12 protein-coding genes are annotated in these 15,827 nt (G+C 54.7%); 4 read left to right on the forward strand and 8 right to left on the reverse strand.

Annotation, left to right across the window (positions count from 1 at the left end; translation table 11 throughout):
- Positions 1-58: 58 nt before the first annotated feature.
- On the reverse strand, positions 59-3,394 hold the full coding sequence (gene carB, locus QZ280_RS05125) for a carbamoyl-phosphate synthase large subunit (RefSeq protein ID WP_293441502.1): 3,336 nt from the start codon (positions 3,392-3,394) through the stop codon (positions 59-61).
- A gap of 198 nt (positions 3,395-3,592) precedes the next feature.
- Between carB and aspS the strand changes: the two genes are divergently transcribed.
- Positions 3,593-5,368, forward strand: a complete 1,776-nt coding sequence (aspS, locus tag QZ280_RS05130; protein ID WP_293441503.1) for an aspartate--tRNA ligase — start codon at positions 3,593-3,595, stop codon at positions 5,366-5,368.
- A gap of 52 nt (positions 5,369-5,420) precedes the next feature.
- Here aspS and QZ280_RS05135 read toward each other — a convergent pair whose 3' ends face one another.
- The gene (locus QZ280_RS05135; protein ID WP_293441504.1) at positions 5,421-5,996 is read right to left on the reverse strand and encodes a GcrA family cell cycle regulator; all 576 of its coding nucleotides are present in this window, start codon (positions 5,994-5,996) and stop codon (positions 5,421-5,423) included.
- A 131-nt stretch (positions 5,997-6,127) separates the two neighbouring features.
- Between QZ280_RS05135 and QZ280_RS05140 the strand changes: the two genes are divergently transcribed.
- Entirely contained in the window at positions 6,128-6,946 is an 819-nt protein-coding gene (locus QZ280_RS05140) for an ABC transporter permease (protein ID WP_293441505.1), read from the forward strand.
- Here QZ280_RS05140 and QZ280_RS05145 read toward each other — a convergent pair.
- The gene (locus tag QZ280_RS05145; RefSeq protein ID WP_293441506.1) at positions 6,936-7,820 is read right to left on the reverse strand and encodes a DMT family transporter; all 885 of its coding nucleotides are present in this window, start codon (positions 7,818-7,820) and stop codon (positions 6,936-6,938) included. The genes QZ280_RS05140 and QZ280_RS05145 overlap by 11 nt on opposite strands.
- Positions 7,821-8,085: 265 nt before the next feature.
- Here QZ280_RS05145 and QZ280_RS05150 point away from each other — a divergent pair, with 265 nt between their 5' ends.
- Complete coding sequence (locus QZ280_RS05150; protein WP_293441507.1) at positions 8,086-9,261, forward strand: aspartate aminotransferase family protein; 1,176 nt, start codon at positions 8,086-8,088, stop codon at positions 9,259-9,261.
- An 80-nt stretch (positions 9,262-9,341) separates the two neighbouring features.
- Positions 9,342-10,268: an ornithine carbamoyltransferase gene (gene argF, locus QZ280_RS05155; RefSeq protein ID WP_293441508.1), complete on the forward strand. Its 927-nt coding sequence runs from the start codon at positions 9,342-9,344 to the stop codon at positions 10,266-10,268.
- A gap of 14 nt (positions 10,269-10,282) precedes the next feature.
- On the opposite strand, the gene QZ280_RS05160 is transcribed toward argF, so the two are convergent.
- The 5 genes from QZ280_RS05160 to hrpB form a co-directional block, all read right to left on the reverse strand.
- On the reverse strand, positions 10,283-10,723 hold the full coding sequence (locus QZ280_RS05160) for a transferrin-binding protein-like solute binding protein (protein WP_293441509.1): 441 nt from the start codon (positions 10,721-10,723) through the stop codon (positions 10,283-10,285).
- Complete coding sequence (locus tag QZ280_RS05165; protein ID WP_293441510.1) at positions 10,720-10,995, reverse strand: hypothetical protein; 276 nt, start codon at positions 10,993-10,995, stop codon at positions 10,720-10,722. The genes QZ280_RS05160 and QZ280_RS05165 overlap by 4 nt, the downstream gene beginning before the upstream one ends.
- Positions 10,996-11,223: 228 nt before the next feature.
- The gene (locus tag QZ280_RS05170; protein ID WP_293441511.1) at positions 11,224-12,705 is read right to left on the reverse strand and encodes an inorganic phosphate transporter; all 1,482 of its coding nucleotides are present in this window, start codon (positions 12,703-12,705) and stop codon (positions 11,224-11,226) included.
- Between the two features lie 110 nt (positions 12,706-12,815).
- Positions 12,816-13,274, reverse strand: a complete 459-nt coding sequence (locus QZ280_RS05175) for an NUDIX hydrolase (RefSeq protein ID WP_293441512.1) — start codon at positions 13,272-13,274, stop codon at positions 12,816-12,818.
- Between the two features lie 68 nt (positions 13,275-13,342).
- Complete coding sequence (gene hrpB, locus QZ280_RS05180; protein ID WP_293441513.1) at positions 13,343-15,772, reverse strand: ATP-dependent helicase HrpB; 2,430 nt, start codon at positions 15,770-15,772, stop codon at positions 13,343-13,345.
- Positions 15,773-15,827: the final 55 nt, after the last annotated feature.

Below are 15,827 nucleotides of genomic sequence, written 5' to 3' on the forward strand. Positions count from 1 at the left end.
AGTTTAAGTGACTTTAACCGGCGCTGAGGATATCCCCACCGCTGGTTTTTTAATGGACCTAGCCAACACCCTGCAACGACATGACCGCCAGGTCATCGCTTACTTGGGCTTCGATTGCGAGGGTGGCGGCCTGTGCGCCGGCCGCTGTCGTGAAATAAGGGATCTTGCCATAAAGCGCGACAGAGCGGATTTCGCGGCTGTCTTCCACCGCTTGCGCGCCCTCCGTGGTGTTGATCACCAATGCGATCTCTTCGTTCTTCAGGTTGTCGACGATGTTCGGACGTCCTTCATAGACTTTGTTGACCACCTCACATGTAATGCCTGCCGCAGACAGCCAGCTTTGCGTGCCGCGGGTTGCTGTGAACGTAAATCCAAGTGCTGCAAGCTTTTGCGCCGCTTCTAAGGTTTTGTTGGTCTTGTCGTCATCGCGGATCGACACGAATACTTTTCCACTGCTTGGCAATGTCACGCCCGCGCCCATTTGTGCTTTGAGGAAGGCGCGCGCGAAGGATGTGTCCCAGCCCATGACTTCGCCCGTAGAGCGCATTTCAGGGCCGAGGATAGTGTCGACACCGGGGAACCGCGCGAAGGGCAGAACCGCCTCTTTCACAGAGAACCATGGCATTTTGTAATCCGCCAAGGTCATTTGATCCGGCATAGGTTGCGAGCCGGGGATCGCATCGGTTGGATAAGCACCGCGCTTTGGGAAGTTGCTAAGCGGCTCACCCGCCATCAAGCGCGCAGCGATAGAGGCAATGGCTGAATCGGTGGCTTTAGCGACGAAAGGCACTGTGCGCGAGGCCCGCGGATTGACCTCGATCAGGTAGATTTCATCGTCTTTGATCGCGAACTGCACGTTCATCAGGCCGACCACATTGAGGGCCAAAGCCAGTGCGTGTGTTTGTTCTTCAATGCGCTTGATGACGTCATCAGCCAAGGCATAAGGCGGCAAGGAACAGGCGCTATCACCGGAGTGAACGCCCGCCTCTTCGATATGCTGCATGATGCCTGTGACATGGACCTCTTTGCCATCGCAGAGCGCGTCAACATCTAGCTCAACCGCGCCAGAAAGGTAGCTATCAAGCAAAACAGGGCTGTCGCCGGAAACGACCACGGCTTCAGCGATGTAGCGCTCCAACTGCGCCATATCACGCACAATCTCCATCGCGCGACCACCCAAGACGTAGGATGGGCGAATGACCAGTGGGAAGCCGATTTCTTCTGCAATGCTGAGCGCTTCTGCGTCTGTAGAGGCGATACCGTTCTTGGGTTGCTTCAGGTTCAATTGATTCACAAGAGCTTGAAAACGCTCACGATCTTCGGCGAGGTCGATTGCGTCAGGGGTAGTGCCGAGGATTGGAATACCTTCTGCTTCGAGTGCGTTTGCCAGTTTAAGTGGTGTTTGCCCGCCGAACTGAACGATGACGCCATGAAGCGTGCCATCTTCTAGTTCTACGCGCAGGATTTCCATCACGTGTTCGAACGTCAAAGGTTCGAAATAAAGGCGATCAGAGGTGTCGTAGTCTGTCGAAACCGTTTCGGGGTTGCAGTTGATCATAATCGTCTCATAGCCCGCGGCCGTCAGCGCGTAGCAAGCGTGACAGCAGCAGTAATCGAACTCGATACCCTGACCGATGCGGTTTGGACCGCCACCCAAAATGACCACCTTCTTACGATCAGAGGGACGCGCTTCGCACTCTACTTCGCCGAATGCAGGCGCTTCATATGTGGAGTACATGTAGGGCGTTTGCGCCTCGAATTCCGCGGCGCATGTGTCGATGCGCTTGAACACGGCTTTTACACCAACTGCGTGACGCGCTTTGCGCACGTCTTTTTCTTTGAAGCCTGTCAGATTAGCGAGGCGCGCATCCGTGAAGCCCATCATTTTGAGGTGACGCAAACCTGCCTCGTCGCTTGGAAGGCCATTGGCGCGCACGCCAGCTTCCGCATCAACAATCTCGCGAATACGCGCCAAGAACCATGGGTCAAACACCGTAACGCCGTGGATTTCATCGTCCGTAAGCCCGTGACGCATCGCCTGCGCGATAGTGCGCATGCGGTCCGGGGTTTGCTTGGAAATGGCTTTGATAACTGCGGATTTCTCTGGCGCGCCTTCGATCTCAATCTCGTCGAAACCTGTGAGATCGCTCTCCATCGAGGTGAGTGCCTTTTGCAAACTCTCGTGGATTGTACGACCAATCGCCATAGTTTCGCCGACGGACTTCATCGCTGTGGTGAGGTAAGGCTCGGACCCTGGGAATTTTTCAAACGCGAATTTTGGGATTTTGGTGACGACATAGTCGATAGTTGGCTCGAACGACGCGGGGGTCACTTTGGTGATGTCGTTGTCCAACTCATCCAGCGTGTAGCCAACCGCTAGTTTCGCTGCGATCTTTGCAATTGGGAAGCCCGTTGCTTTGGAGGCAAGCGCCGAGGAACGTGACACGCGTGGGTTCATCTCAATAACGACCATGCGGCCATCCGCCGGGTTCACTGCCCATTGCACGTTGGAACCGCCTGTTTCGACACCAATCTCGCGCAGAACCGCGATGGAGTGGTTGCGCATCACTTGGTATTCTTTATCCGTCAGCGTCAGGGCAGGGGCGACCGTGATCGAATCGCCTGTGTGCACGCCCATAGGGTCGATATTTTCAATCGCGCATACGATTATGGCGTTGTCGGCGGTGTCGCGCACGACTTCCATCTCGAATTCTTTCCAACCGAGCAGGGATTGATCGACGAGAATTTGGTTAACCGGTGAGGCATCCATGCCAGAGCGGCAGAAGAATTCGTAATCTTCGCGGTTATATGCAACGCCGCCGCCTGTGCCGCCCATGGTAAATGCAGGGCGGATAATTGCGGGTAAGCCGATTTCCTCAAGGTCTTCGAGAGCAAGGCGCACACCTTCATTCAGGTCGGCTTTGCCGTTTTCATCCGTTGGCGCAGTAACAATTGTGGCTTTCGGGTTCTCGATGCCAAGACGGTCCATGGCTTCGCGGAACAGCTTACGATCTTCTGCCATTTCAATGGCTTCGCGTTTTGCACCGATCATTTCGACGTTGAATTTCTCAAGCACGCCCATTTCTTCAAGTGCGAGGGATGTGTTCAGACCCGTTTGACCACCCATGGTTGGCAGCAACGCATCTGGGCGTTCTTTCTCGATGATCTTGGCGACAATCTCAGGCGTGATCGGTTCGATATAGGTGGCATCCGCAAGGCCTGGGTCAGTCATGATCGTCGCAGGGTTCGAATTCACCAATATGACGCGGTAACCTTCTTCGCGCAGAGCTTTGCAAGCCTGTGCGCCGGAGTAGTCGAATTCGCAGGCTTGCCCGATGACAATTGGCCCCGCGCCGATGATCATGATGGATGAGATATCAGTACGTTTGGGCATGGCAGACCTCTTTTTTCAGCGCGCACAAAAAGGGCGCAAACCCCTGAGTCGCGGCAGCGTGCAAATTGCCGTGGGTTATAGACAGGACAGGCGCAGGTTCAAGGGGCATATGGGCCTACACACAAGCATCCCTTGACTTTCGCGCCCACGCGCGGTGTATCGGCCCAAACTTATAGCCCTTTCCGAAGGAACTTTGCCATGCACGCCTATCGTAGCCATTCTTGCGCCGACCTGAACAAATCTAACGTAGGCGAAAACGTGCGCCTCTCTGGTTGGGTACACCGTGTGCGCGATCACGGTGGTTTGCTGTTTATCGATCTGCGCGATCATTACGGTATCACGCAAGTCATGGCCGACCCGGATAGCCCTGTGTTTGCTGAGATCGAAAAAGTGCGCTCTGAGTGGTGTATCCGCATTGATGGCAATGTGATGGCGCGTGATGATAGCTTAGTAAACCCGAAGATCCCAACGGGTGAAGTTGAAGTGTTCATTCGCGATATCGAAGTGCTGGGCACCGCGTCTGAATTGCCACTGATGGTTTTTGGTGAGCAAGAGTATCCAGAGGAAACGCGCCTTAAATATCGCTACCTCGATTTGCGCCGTGAGAAATTGCAGCGCAACATGACTTTGCGTTCAGACGTTGTCGCGTCGATGCGCCGTCGTATGTGGGATCGCCAGTTCCGCGAATACCAAACGCCGATCATCACGGCATCCAGCCCTGAAGGCGCGCGCGATTTTCTTGTGCCGTCTCGTCAGCACCCTGGTAAATTTTATGCGCTTCCGCAGGCACCGCAGCAGTTCAAACAGCTGATCATGGTCTCTGGTTTCGACAAGTATTTCCAGATCGCGCCGTGTTTCCGTGATGAAGATCCGCGCGCAGATCGCTCGCCCACTGATTTCTACCAGCTCGACCTTGAGATGAGCTTTGTGGAGCAGGAAGACGTTTTCAACACGATCCAACCTGTGGTTGGTGGCATCTTTGAAGAGTTCGGTGGTGGCCGTAAGGTTGACCAAACTTGGGAGCAAATTTCCTACAAAGACGCGGCACTTTGGTATGGCTCCGACAAGCCCGACCTGCGCAATCCGATCAAAATGCAGGTTGTATCCGAGCATTTTGCTGGCTCCGGTTTTGCGATCTTCGCGAAATTGTTGGAGCAAGAAGGTACAGAGATCCGTGCGATCCCAGCGCCGACAGGTGGGTCACGCAAATTCTGTGACCGCATGAATGCGTTTGCTCAGAAAGAGGGTCTGCCCGGTATGGGCTATATTCTCTGGCGCGATCAGGGAGAGGGCATGGAGGCGGCAGGACCGTTGGCCAAGAACATCGGACCTGAGCGCACAGAGGCGATCCGCCAACAATTGGGTCTGGGCGTCGGTGATGCAGCGTTCTTCCTCGGCGGTAAGCCAAGCGCGTTTGAAAGCGTAGCTGGTCGTGCGCGTAACGAGATTGGCCAAGCGTTGAAGTTGATTGACGAAGATCGTTTCGCCTTCGCTTGGATCGTCGATTTCCCCATGTATGAAGCGGATGAAGAGACAGGCAAGATTGATTTCTCGCACAATCCGTTTTCGATGCCTCAAGGCGGACTCGAGGCGCTGAATGGCGATCCTCTCGATGTGCTTGGGTACCAGTATGACCTTGCGTGCAATGGCTATGAGCTGATTTCGGGAGCTATCCGAAACCACCAGCCTGACATCATGTTCAAAGCGTTTGAGCTTGCGGGTTATGGTAAGGACGAAGTCGAAAAGCGTTTTGGTGGCATGGTCAACGCGTTTCAATACGGTGCTCCACCCCACGGTGGCTGCGCTGCGGGAATCGATAGGATTGTGATGTTGCTGGCGGACGAGGCGAATATTCGCGAAGTTATTATGTTCCCAATGAACCAGCGCGCTGAAGATCTGATGATGAACGCGCCCTCAGAGCCGATGAGCGATCAGATGATGGAACTGGGCCTGCGCGTTATCCCGCAGGTCTGAGCTCAGGTCGCCCTGTGTGTCAGCACACGGGGCGACTGTACTCTACTTCTAATCATCGGCGACGATCGCGGCGTGCTGACATCGGTTGGAACGCCACGCCAACATGGGCTTCGCAATAAGGCTTGCCGGCTTTCACGGGCAATCCGCAAAACCAGAAGTCATCCGTTGCAGGATCGCCTACGGGCCATTTGCATGTGCGCTCAGTCAATTCCATCAAGCTGATCTTCTTTGACTTTTTCTCGACCTCAGAAACCTTGGCGAGCGCTTCTGGGCTGATCTCGTTAGCAGACGGCTGCGGTGGCAAAGGTTGGCCTGCGGGAATAATCGCGCGCCTCGCACGAGAGGGTGGCGGTGTCGGCGTCATCGGCTCTGCAATCGGTGTCACAGCTTTAGGAGCTGCATCTGCCTTTGGCGCGACCTTCTGTTTCGGCTCCGCCTTCGCAGCTTTTGGTTTTGCGTCTGCTTTTGCGGTGCTTGTTGTCGTGCGGTTCGACAGGCCGAGACGGTGCACTTTGCCGATCACAGCATTGCGCGTCACGCCACCCAGCTCTTTAGCGATCTGGCTTGCGGATTGGCCTTCGCCCCACATCTTTTTTAGGGTCTCAACGCGTTCATCTGTCCAGGACATTGCGGCTTCCTTATTGAAAAAATCGGCCCGCATTGGTGCCGCTTTAGGTATCTTGGTGCTTGCCTCTATTCTAATCAGCCTCGCCTGAGATACAAGTCAGACGAATCACTTCCAAAAGGCTTTAGTCACCTATGACACAAAACAACGCATTGGACACACCGCAGATGGGCGCGCGCCGTTTTGGGCGTGTGAATTGGTTGGGCTTACAAACTTTGATCCATCGTGAAACCCGTCGCTTTCTTGCGGTTTGGACACAGACCCTGCTGGCCCCGCTTGTGACAGCTGGGCTTTTGTTGCTGATTTTCAACCTCGCCGTTGGACCGCGACGTGGCGAGGTAACGGGCGTGTCTTTCATCACTTTCATCGCACCGGGTATTTTGATGATGACTGTCATCCAAAATGCCTTCGCAAACGTGACCTCTTCGATTGTGATCTCTAAAGTGCAAGGTAACATTGTCGATACGTTGATGCCGCCTTTGTCGCCGCTTGAGATGGTGATTGGGTATCTCGCAGGCGGAATCGGGCGTGGTGTATTTGTTGCGATAGCGATTGGGCTGGGCTTGCTCTTGTTCCTTGGCATTGGCGTACAACATCCGATCATGGCGTTGATCTTTGTTGTGCTTGGCTCCGCGTTTCTAGGTGGGCTTGGCATCATCGCAGGTGTGTTTGCCAACAAGTTCGATCAAATGGCGGCGATCACGAATTTCATCGTGACACCGCTCGCCATGCTCTCGGGTACGTTTTATTCCGTCACGGTTTTGCCGCCGATCTTGCGAGAGATCACATATTTCAACCCGATTTTCTATTTGATTGATGGGCTGCGCTATGCGGTGATTGGCGTGTCTGACAGTAACCCGTGGTCTGGCATGTTGATTTGCACTGTTTCCGTCCTGATCGTGGCAGGGATCGCGTGGCAAATGTTCCGCACAGGATATCGCCTTAAGCCTTAGCAAGCCTTGTTTCGCGCCACGCCAATAGAGCGGCGCCCGCGACGATAATACCTGCACCAAGAAGCGACACCGATGTCGGAATGACGCCAAAAATCGCAGCGTCATAGAGGGTTGCAAACAAAAGTGTGCCGTAGCTGAATGGCACGACAAACGACGCATCCGCGCGCGCGAGTGAGTTCAAAAAACAGGTTTGCGCGGCGGCCATAAGGCTTCCGACCCCCGCCAAGGCGAGCCATTGCATCATCGTCGGTGCTTGCCACACAAAGATCACGGCCAGCGTGGCGATCACTAAGCCAATCGCATTGTTCACAAGCAAGATCTGAAATGGGGCTTCGCGTTTGGACAGGCGCTTGATGAAGATGATTTCCAGCCCCAAAATCAAGGCCGCCCCAAGCGCCAGCAACGCGCCAGGCGCGATTGTCCCAGATCCGGGGCGTAAAAGAATGAGAGCACCGATCATTGCAATGCCTGCCGCGCTCCACCGCACTATGCCGACCTTCTCACCCAGTAGAAAAATCGCGAAAATCATCGCAAAAACAGGGTTGAGAAAGCTAATCGCAGTCGCATCCGACAAGGGAATGTAGGCAGCTGACGCAAACATCAGCGTGACGCCCGCCGCACCACACAGCGTTCGCACCATGTGCAGTTTCACATTTACCGTGCCAAACTTGGGTCGCATGATCAGCGCAGCAGTGCCAAGCGTCAGCGCCGCGAACAAAAATCTAGCATGCGTGATTTGCAAGGGATGCAGTGGTTCCCCTAACGTGCCAGTGCCGAGCGCCTTGGCCAATAACGTGGTCGCCGCGATGAAAGCGGTCGCGCAAATCATCAGCACAATAGCAAGGCGTGGGTTGGTTTCGGGCAGAGTGCTCATGCGTCAAGACCTGATCCCAAAACCGACGTTGCGCAAGCTGCCATTTGACATCCGATACAAATGGGCTTGCGTAATGCTGTGGCGGCTGTATGAAAAAGGAATGATCTCCATCGCTCATAAACGTCGCCGACGACACATGCGCCGCGCTTAACTGCGTGTGATCAAGCCGTGTATGACGGCTCAAACTTTCATGCTTCATCCAAAATATTGACTTGGCCCTGCCGCTCAGGCACTCACGGGGCCTCTGACTTCCAAGGATACTTCCATGATCCCTTCTGTTTTGCCGACTTATTCACGTGCACCCATGTCTTTCGTCAAAGGCGAGGGTAGCTGGCTTATCGAAGCGGACGGGCGACGTTTTCTTGATCTTGGTGCGGGCATTGCGGTGAACGCACTTGGCCACGCACACCCGACTTTGGTCGCGGCACTAACGGATCAAGCGAATGCGCTCTGGCATGTGTCCAACCTCTACCAAATTCCGCAACAGCAAAAGCTGGCAGATATGTTGGTAGAACTGACATTCGCGGATACCGTCTTTTTCACCAACTCCGGTACGGAAAGCTGCGAGTTGGCGGTGAAGATGGCGCGCAAATACTGGTATGAAAAAGGCGCGCCGGAGCGGGTTGAAATCATTACATTCGAGGGCTCTTTCCATGGGCGCTCCTCTGCAGGTATTGCGGCGGCGGGCTCTGAAAAGATGACCAAGGGGTTTGGACCTCTGCTTGGTGGCTTCAAACATCTGCCTTGGAACGATCATGAGGCCCTGACAGCGGCCATCACGGATCAAACCGCTGCGATTATGATCGAACCGGTGCAAGGTGAAGGCGGTATTCGCCCGCTGCCCGATCAATGTCTGAAAGGCCTGCGCGATCTGTGCGACGAACACGGTATTCTCTTGATTTTGGACGAGGTACAATGCGGTGTGGGTCGCACAGGCAAGCTGTTTGCACATGAATGGGCAGGGATTGAACCTGATATCATGAATGTTGCCAAAGGCATTGGCGGTGGCTTCCCGCTCGGCGCGGTCCTTGCGACAGAAAACGCGGCAAGTGGTATGACTGCGGGTACGCATGGCTCCACATACGGCGGTAACCCATTGGGCTGCGCGGTGGGCTGCGCTGTTCTTGAAACAGTTGCCGAGCCTGATTTCCTCGCGGATGTTTCACGTCGTGCAGGGGCGCTGCGCCAAAGTCTAGAAGGGCTTATTGCGCAACACCCAGATGTGTTTGAAAGCGTGCGAGGTGCGGGCCTGATGCTTGGTCTTAAATGCAAGGCAACCAACATGGATATCGTGAATGCAGGCTACGACAATGAGGTCATCACAGTCCCCGCCGCAGAAAATGTGATCCGCCTGCTTCCTGCCCTCAACATAACGGAAGACGATATTTCTGAAGCGGCCAAACGTCTAAGCGCTGCCGCCTCCCAAATCGAGAAAGCTTAACAGGTTCTTCGGTCCTTAAATACCTCGGGGAGCGCGAGGGGCCGGCCCCTCGCACCGACTCTAGCAAAAAGTATAAACATATGAACCATTTTCTAGACATTCACAAAACAGACACTTCCGCGCTCTCGGGTATCATCACCAATGCGCGCCGTATGAAGGACGCACGCGTTGGATTGCCCAAGGCCACGCTTGACGTGGATCAACCGCTTGCGGGCTACATGGTTGCTTTGATCTTTGAAAAACCCTCCACGCGCACGCGCGTTTCCTTTGATGTTGGTGTGCGTCAGATGGGTGGAGAAACGATGGTGCTCTCCGGCTCTGATATGCAGCTTGGGCACGGTGAAACCATCGCTGACACAGCCCGCGTTCTGTCGCGCTATGTTGATCTGATCATGATCCGCACCTTTGATGAAAGTGTCTTGCTTGAGATGGCCGAATACGCGGATGTGCCTGTGATCAACGGTCTAACGGACCGCACGCACCCCTGCCAGATCATGGCGGATGTGATGACGTTTGAAGAACATCGTGGACCAATCAAAGGTAAGAAAGTTGTGTGGTGCGGCGATGGCAACAACGTCTGCGCGTCTTTCTTACACGCAGCAGGGCAGTTCGGGTTTGATATGGTTTTCACGGGCCCCAAACAGCTTGATCCCGAGGACGAATTCATCGGTCTTGCCCACAACGCAGGTGTCAGCGTTAGTATCGAACGCGATGCGCAAAAGGCCGTCGAAAACGCGGATCTTGTTGTTGCGGATACATGGGTGTCGATGCATGACAGCCAATCTGCGAAGGAACGCCGCCACAATATGCTGCGTCCTTATCAAGTGAATGAAGAGCTGATGTCACACGCCAAACCAGACGCGTTGTTCATGCATTGCCTGCCAGCACACCGTGAGGAAGAAGCAACGAGCGCTGTCATGGACGGGCCGAATTCGGTGATCTTTGATGAGGCCGAGAACCGGCTTCATGCGCAAAAGGCGATCATGCGGTGGTGCCTTGGTAAATAGCCCAGTGACGGCGGTCAATCGGCAATAAAGATCGTCGTCAGCGTGCCATCATCACCTTTAAGGTAACCAATCCCTCCAACTTCGTCAGGAACGCCGTCATTTTTTAGGCCGAAGAAGCGACCAATCGCGCTTTGCTGTGTGTCATCTTCGATGATTGCAACCTCTGCGCCATTGCGTTCAGTCGTGATTGTGCCGCCTGAGAACTGATTACCAAACACTCGCATCCCGCTAATCTTCACGCAGTTGAAACCAACATTTGCGGAGACTTTGGTCTCGCGGTTGGTGATCGTGAAGCTGTCTACCTCAACATTAACTGTGTCATCAGCAAAATTCGCGGTGACCTTTGAATTTCTTTCACCAAGATCAAAATTGCTGGTGGTGTTGAAATAGCTCGCTTGCGCTTCGCCTTTGAAGACAGCGCTGCCTGTGCTGGGCATATCTGCCGTTGCTGTCACGACGCCACATAAGGCACGGTGTTTACGAAATACGAATGAGGATAGGCGCACACATAGTCATAATTTCTTGTGAAGCCTTGCGCTAGGGTCGACATGAGTGTCCAGGTCCCATCCGTCAACAACCCGTTTGCGGTATAGCCTTCAGGATCAACCAGCTTATAGGTACTGTCGTTGATCGTGGTAGCGCCTGTGCTGTGCACTATCGTGCCCGAGGAGGTGCTGAGCGTGGCATTTGTGGGGATCGCTTGCAGCTTGATCGCGACATCCTCCAACGCTGGTTTTCTTCGCTTCGCTAGCGAGGTGCTCGTAATTAGGACTTAGGTTTGCGCCACTGGTGCCGCTATCAACAGAATTACACGCAGTTAAAGCGCCGATAAGCGCGATTGCAGCGCATGCGCAACGGGGCGGTGGGGCTTGAAGACAAGAGCAAACATGCGCCCTAGCTTAACAAGAAAGGGCGCATTGCAAAGCTGTATTTGGTGCTCCGGGGGGGATCGCGCTTAGATCGCGAACCAATATAGGACGCTGAAGATACCCGCTGACATCAAAGCGGCTGCAGGCACGGTGATGACCCAAGCCGCAACGATGGTCATAAAGTGCGAGCGACGCACGAGCTTGCGACGACGACGTTCAATCGGGGCGATGGTTTTCGCTGCAGGCACGGGGCCCTTCAGACCGCGCAAACGGCGCTCCATATGCCATTCACGATAGAATCCAACACCAAAAATGCCACCAACCGCGATGTGTGTAGAGCTAACGGGAAGGCCCAACCAGCTTGCCACAATCACAGTGATCGCAGCCGACAAAGCAACGCAATAGGCGCGCATCGGGTTCAGTTTCGTAATCTGGCTCCCCACCATGCGGATGAGTTTGGGGCCAAAGAGAAACAGGCCGAAAGAGATACCAAAGGCACCAATGATCATCACCCACATCGGGATCGCGACTTTGGATGAAAAGTCGCCAAACTCCGAGGCATGTACAATTGCTGCCAGCGGACCAACCGCGTTCGCAACATCGTTGGCACCATGTGCGAAACTCAGGAGGGCTGCAGAGAACACCAAAGGAATGCCGAATAGAACTTTGAGCGATTTGTTGCGATTTTCGAGGCCCTGTGACTGCTTGAGGATCAAAGGCTTAGTGATGAAATAAGTCGCCACACCTATCGCAGCTCCGACGAGAAGCGCTGTCTGCAGGTCAATTTTGACGATCCGTTTGAGGCCTTTCATCGCCAAATAGGTCGCAAATACGCCCGCCATGATCCCGACAAGAATCGGCACCCAAACACGGGCTGCTGCAATCTTATCTTCGCGATAGATGATCTTGTGTTTTATCAAGGCAAGGAACATGGCAGCGATTAGGCCGCCCAAGACGGGTGAAATCACCCAGCTTGCAGCGATTGTGCCCATCGTTGGCCAATTCACGGCCGCCATGCCAGCGGCTGCAATGCCCGCGCCCATGACACCGCCGACCACAGAATGCGTCGTGGAAACCGGTGCGCCGACATAGGTCGCAAGGTTGACCCAAAGCGCGGAACTGATCAGCGCGGCCATCATGGCCCACATAAAGACTTGGCCGTCTTCTACCGCTTTCGTGTCGATAATTCCCTTGGAGATGGTCGAAACCACATCACCACCTGCCAAAAGTGCGCCTGCGCTTTCGCACACAGCGGCAATCGCAATCGCGCCACCCATGGTCAATGCGTTCGCGCCAACGGCGGGGCCCATATTGTTTGCGACGTCATTCGCACCAATGTTGATCGCCATATAGGCACCAACAGCAGCGGCAGCAGCGACGATCAGGGAACCTTCGGTGCCCCCGAACCAGATAACGGCAATAAGAAACGCCAAAAGAATGAAGGCAAAGGCAATACCGAGGCCGACCATAGGGCGGGCCACGTAATTGGTCGCCATTTCAAGTTGACCAATCCGATTAAGATCGCGGTCCAGTGTTTTCCACTGGCTGCCTAAGGGGTTCTCCGCCATGCTCGATCTCTTTCGCAAACTGTAATGATGCAAAGCGATTAATTGCGAAATCGATTCAAGACAAGTGATTCATTACGCAAGACGCTGCTTTTATGCAGGATTCGCCGTGATCAAAACTGCTTTAGAATTGCTTGCAAGCCAGGTTCGTCCACCATTTCTGCAGCTTCCGTTGGTTTTACCCACTTGCGTGTGCGCTCTTGCGCCTCTGGAAAACTATCTTCGAGGTGATCCACTTCGACCGCGAAAACCTGTGTTGCGCAGGATACGATTCCGCCGCCGTCCATGCGCTTATCATAATCGTAAGAGCCAAGTGGTTCAGGATTGATGTTCGCAGCCTTAACGCCCGCTTCTTCCCAAGCTTCTTGCGCCGCAGCAGCATTTGCTTCCAGCCCGTCAATGGGCCACCCTTTTGGCAAAATCCAGCGTTTGGTGTCGCGACTGGTGATCAATAGCACTTTGCGATCTGCGCCCGTACCTTTGAAGCAAATTGCAGCCACTTGAACCCGATCCGGGCGTTGGACCATCGGCTTCACCACTTCAGTCCAAGCCTTTTTAAGCATGTTAACCATTTTACCCTGCCACCCACTTTTTGTTTTTATGATGACAACTCTAACAGAACATTGAAAATGTTCAACTTTCAGCGCGAACGCCGCTTTGCACGCAGGGTTGGATTTGCCTCGCGAGGGTTTTCTGGCCAAGGATGACGCGGATAACGTCCGCGCATATCCTTGCGCACATCGGCGTAGGATGTATCCCAAAACGTGGGAATATCCGTAGTGGTTTGCACAGGTCGCCCAGCTGGCGACAAAAGCGTCACGCGCAGTGCTTGGCCGGCAACAATCGGATGCACAACCGTGCCAAACATTTCTTGCAAACGCAGCTCTATTTCAGGCGTGCCGTATTCATAATTTACTGCAACCCGCCGCCCCAAAGGCGTTTCCACATGTGATGGCGCGGCCTGTTCAAGCCGTTGTAATTGCTCCCAGCTCAGCAAGGATTTCAAAGGCTCAAGCAGATTGAGCGCTTTGAATTGGGTCGCGGTTTTGATCCCACCAAGATAGGGCAATAGCCACTCCTGCGCGGATGAAAGCAGGCTGTCGTCAGACATGTCAGGTAAGTCTTCTCCCGCGCTACGCAGCAATGCGACGCGCGTGCGAAAACGTTCTTCATCGGGTGACAGGCTTATCCCGAGCGCGCGCACTCCCTCAAGCATAGCCTGCGCGATTGTCTCTTTAGGCACATCTTTCCAAAGCCGTTCGTCGAGGACCAGCGCCCCAAGTTTTTCGCGGCGATAAGCAATCACGCGCTTGTCGCGCTTGGACCACGCACATTCATCAATCCAGCTGATTTGATCGTCACAAAGCGTGCGAATTTCGCTAAGCTCGATCTGGACAGCCTGGCGAATGCGGGCTTCGCGCGGATTGCCGTCCGTGTCGGTGACAATGATGTAGGGCGCATTGCCCAAAACATCGCTGGGCTCCATCACAGCGCCTTTGCCACCTGACAGAATATAGCGCGGCACATCGCCGTTGCGTCTTTGTCCGATGCGATCCGGATAGGCGAGTGCTGCCATCGCACCAAGGCTCAAAGGATCGCTTTGAGTGGATGGCGCAAGCTTTTTAAGGCGAGTGATTTCCTGTTTGACGCGGCTCGCATAGTCTTTTGGGACACGGCCATCTCGCCAAGCGCGCACGCGCAGCAAAAGATCGCTGCCTGTACTGCGCCCCATAGCGTCGCGTTCATTCAGGATCGCGGCCAGTTCCGCCGATTGCGGACCCGCGTGGGCCAACATGTGGCCAAGGCGTGGATGTAGGGGAAGTCGCGCAAGCGCGTTGCCATGCGCAGTGATGCGTCGCGCAAAGTCCAATGCGCCAAGGCTTTGCAAAAGGCCCTGCGCTTCTTTCATCGCGATTGGGGCAGGCGGGCTGAGAAACGGTAGATCTTCAGGCGGCGCGCCCCAAAGCGCGAGTTCTAACGCCAGGCCTGTCAGATCAGCGGTTTCGATTTCAGCAGGGGCGAAAGCCGGCAACGCGCCGTTTTCGCCCTTTGCCCAAAGTTTGTAAGCGGTGCCCGGCGCGACACGGCCTGCACGGCCTGCGCGCTGGGTCGCCTCTGCGCGCGAGGCGCGTTCTGTTACAAGACGCGACATGCCTGTGCCCGGATCAAAGCGTGTGCGACGCGCAAGGCCGCTGTCCACAACTACCTGAATATCTTCTATTGTTAGCGAAGTTTCAGCGATCGACGTAGCAAGCACAACTTTGCGGCGTCCCTGTGTTTCAGGTTGGATCGCTGCGCGTTGATCTTGGAACTTCATGGCCCCAAACAGGGGGCGTAGATTGACGTCTTTGGTGATGCTTTTTGCCAAAAGCGCTTCGGTCCTGCGAATTTCACCCTCACCAGGGAGGAAGGCAAGGATGCCGCCTTGAGTTTCATTCAGCGCGGTTAGGATCAGATCAGCCATGTTCGCTTCGAAGTGGCGATCTTTAAGGGTTGGTCGTGCGAGAAAAATAGGCTCTACAGGATAACTGCGCCCTTCGGAGGTGATCACAGGGGCGTCCCCCAGGAGGGCCGCAACAGGGGCTGCGTCAAGCGTGGCGGACATAACAATAAGGCTGAGATCCTCGCGCAGGGCCGTGCGACACTCGATACAAAGCGCAAGGCCAAGATCCGCATTGAGGGAGCGTTCATGAAATTCGTCAAAGATAACGGTGCTGATGCCCGCGAGTTCAGGATCGGTTTGGATCATGCGGGTGAGAATGCCCTCGGTGACGACTTCGATCCGCGTGTTGGGGCCGGATTTGCGTGCGCCGCGCATGGCGTAGCCCACTGTTTCACCGACCATTTCCCCAAGCTGACTTGCAAGCCGCTCCGCCGCCGCACGTGCTGCCAAACGACGGGGTTCGAGCATGATAATTTTGCCGCGGGCTAGCTCTGCCTCCAAGACGGCCAAAGGCACTAGCGTAGTTTTGCCTGCACCGGGCGGCGCTTGCAGAACCGCGATGCCATGGGACTTGAGCGCACTTAGCAACTCAGGAAGGACAGCATCAATGGGCAATTTGGTTTGCATGTTTCCTCTATCGTTCAAAGCGCGGGGCTAGACAACGCCTGCATGCTCGTTGAAA

Origin of the sequence: Planktotalea sp., assembly GCF_018607995.1 — a bacterium.
Lineage (GTDB): Bacteria > Pseudomonadota > Alphaproteobacteria > Rhodobacterales > Rhodobacteraceae > Planktotalea.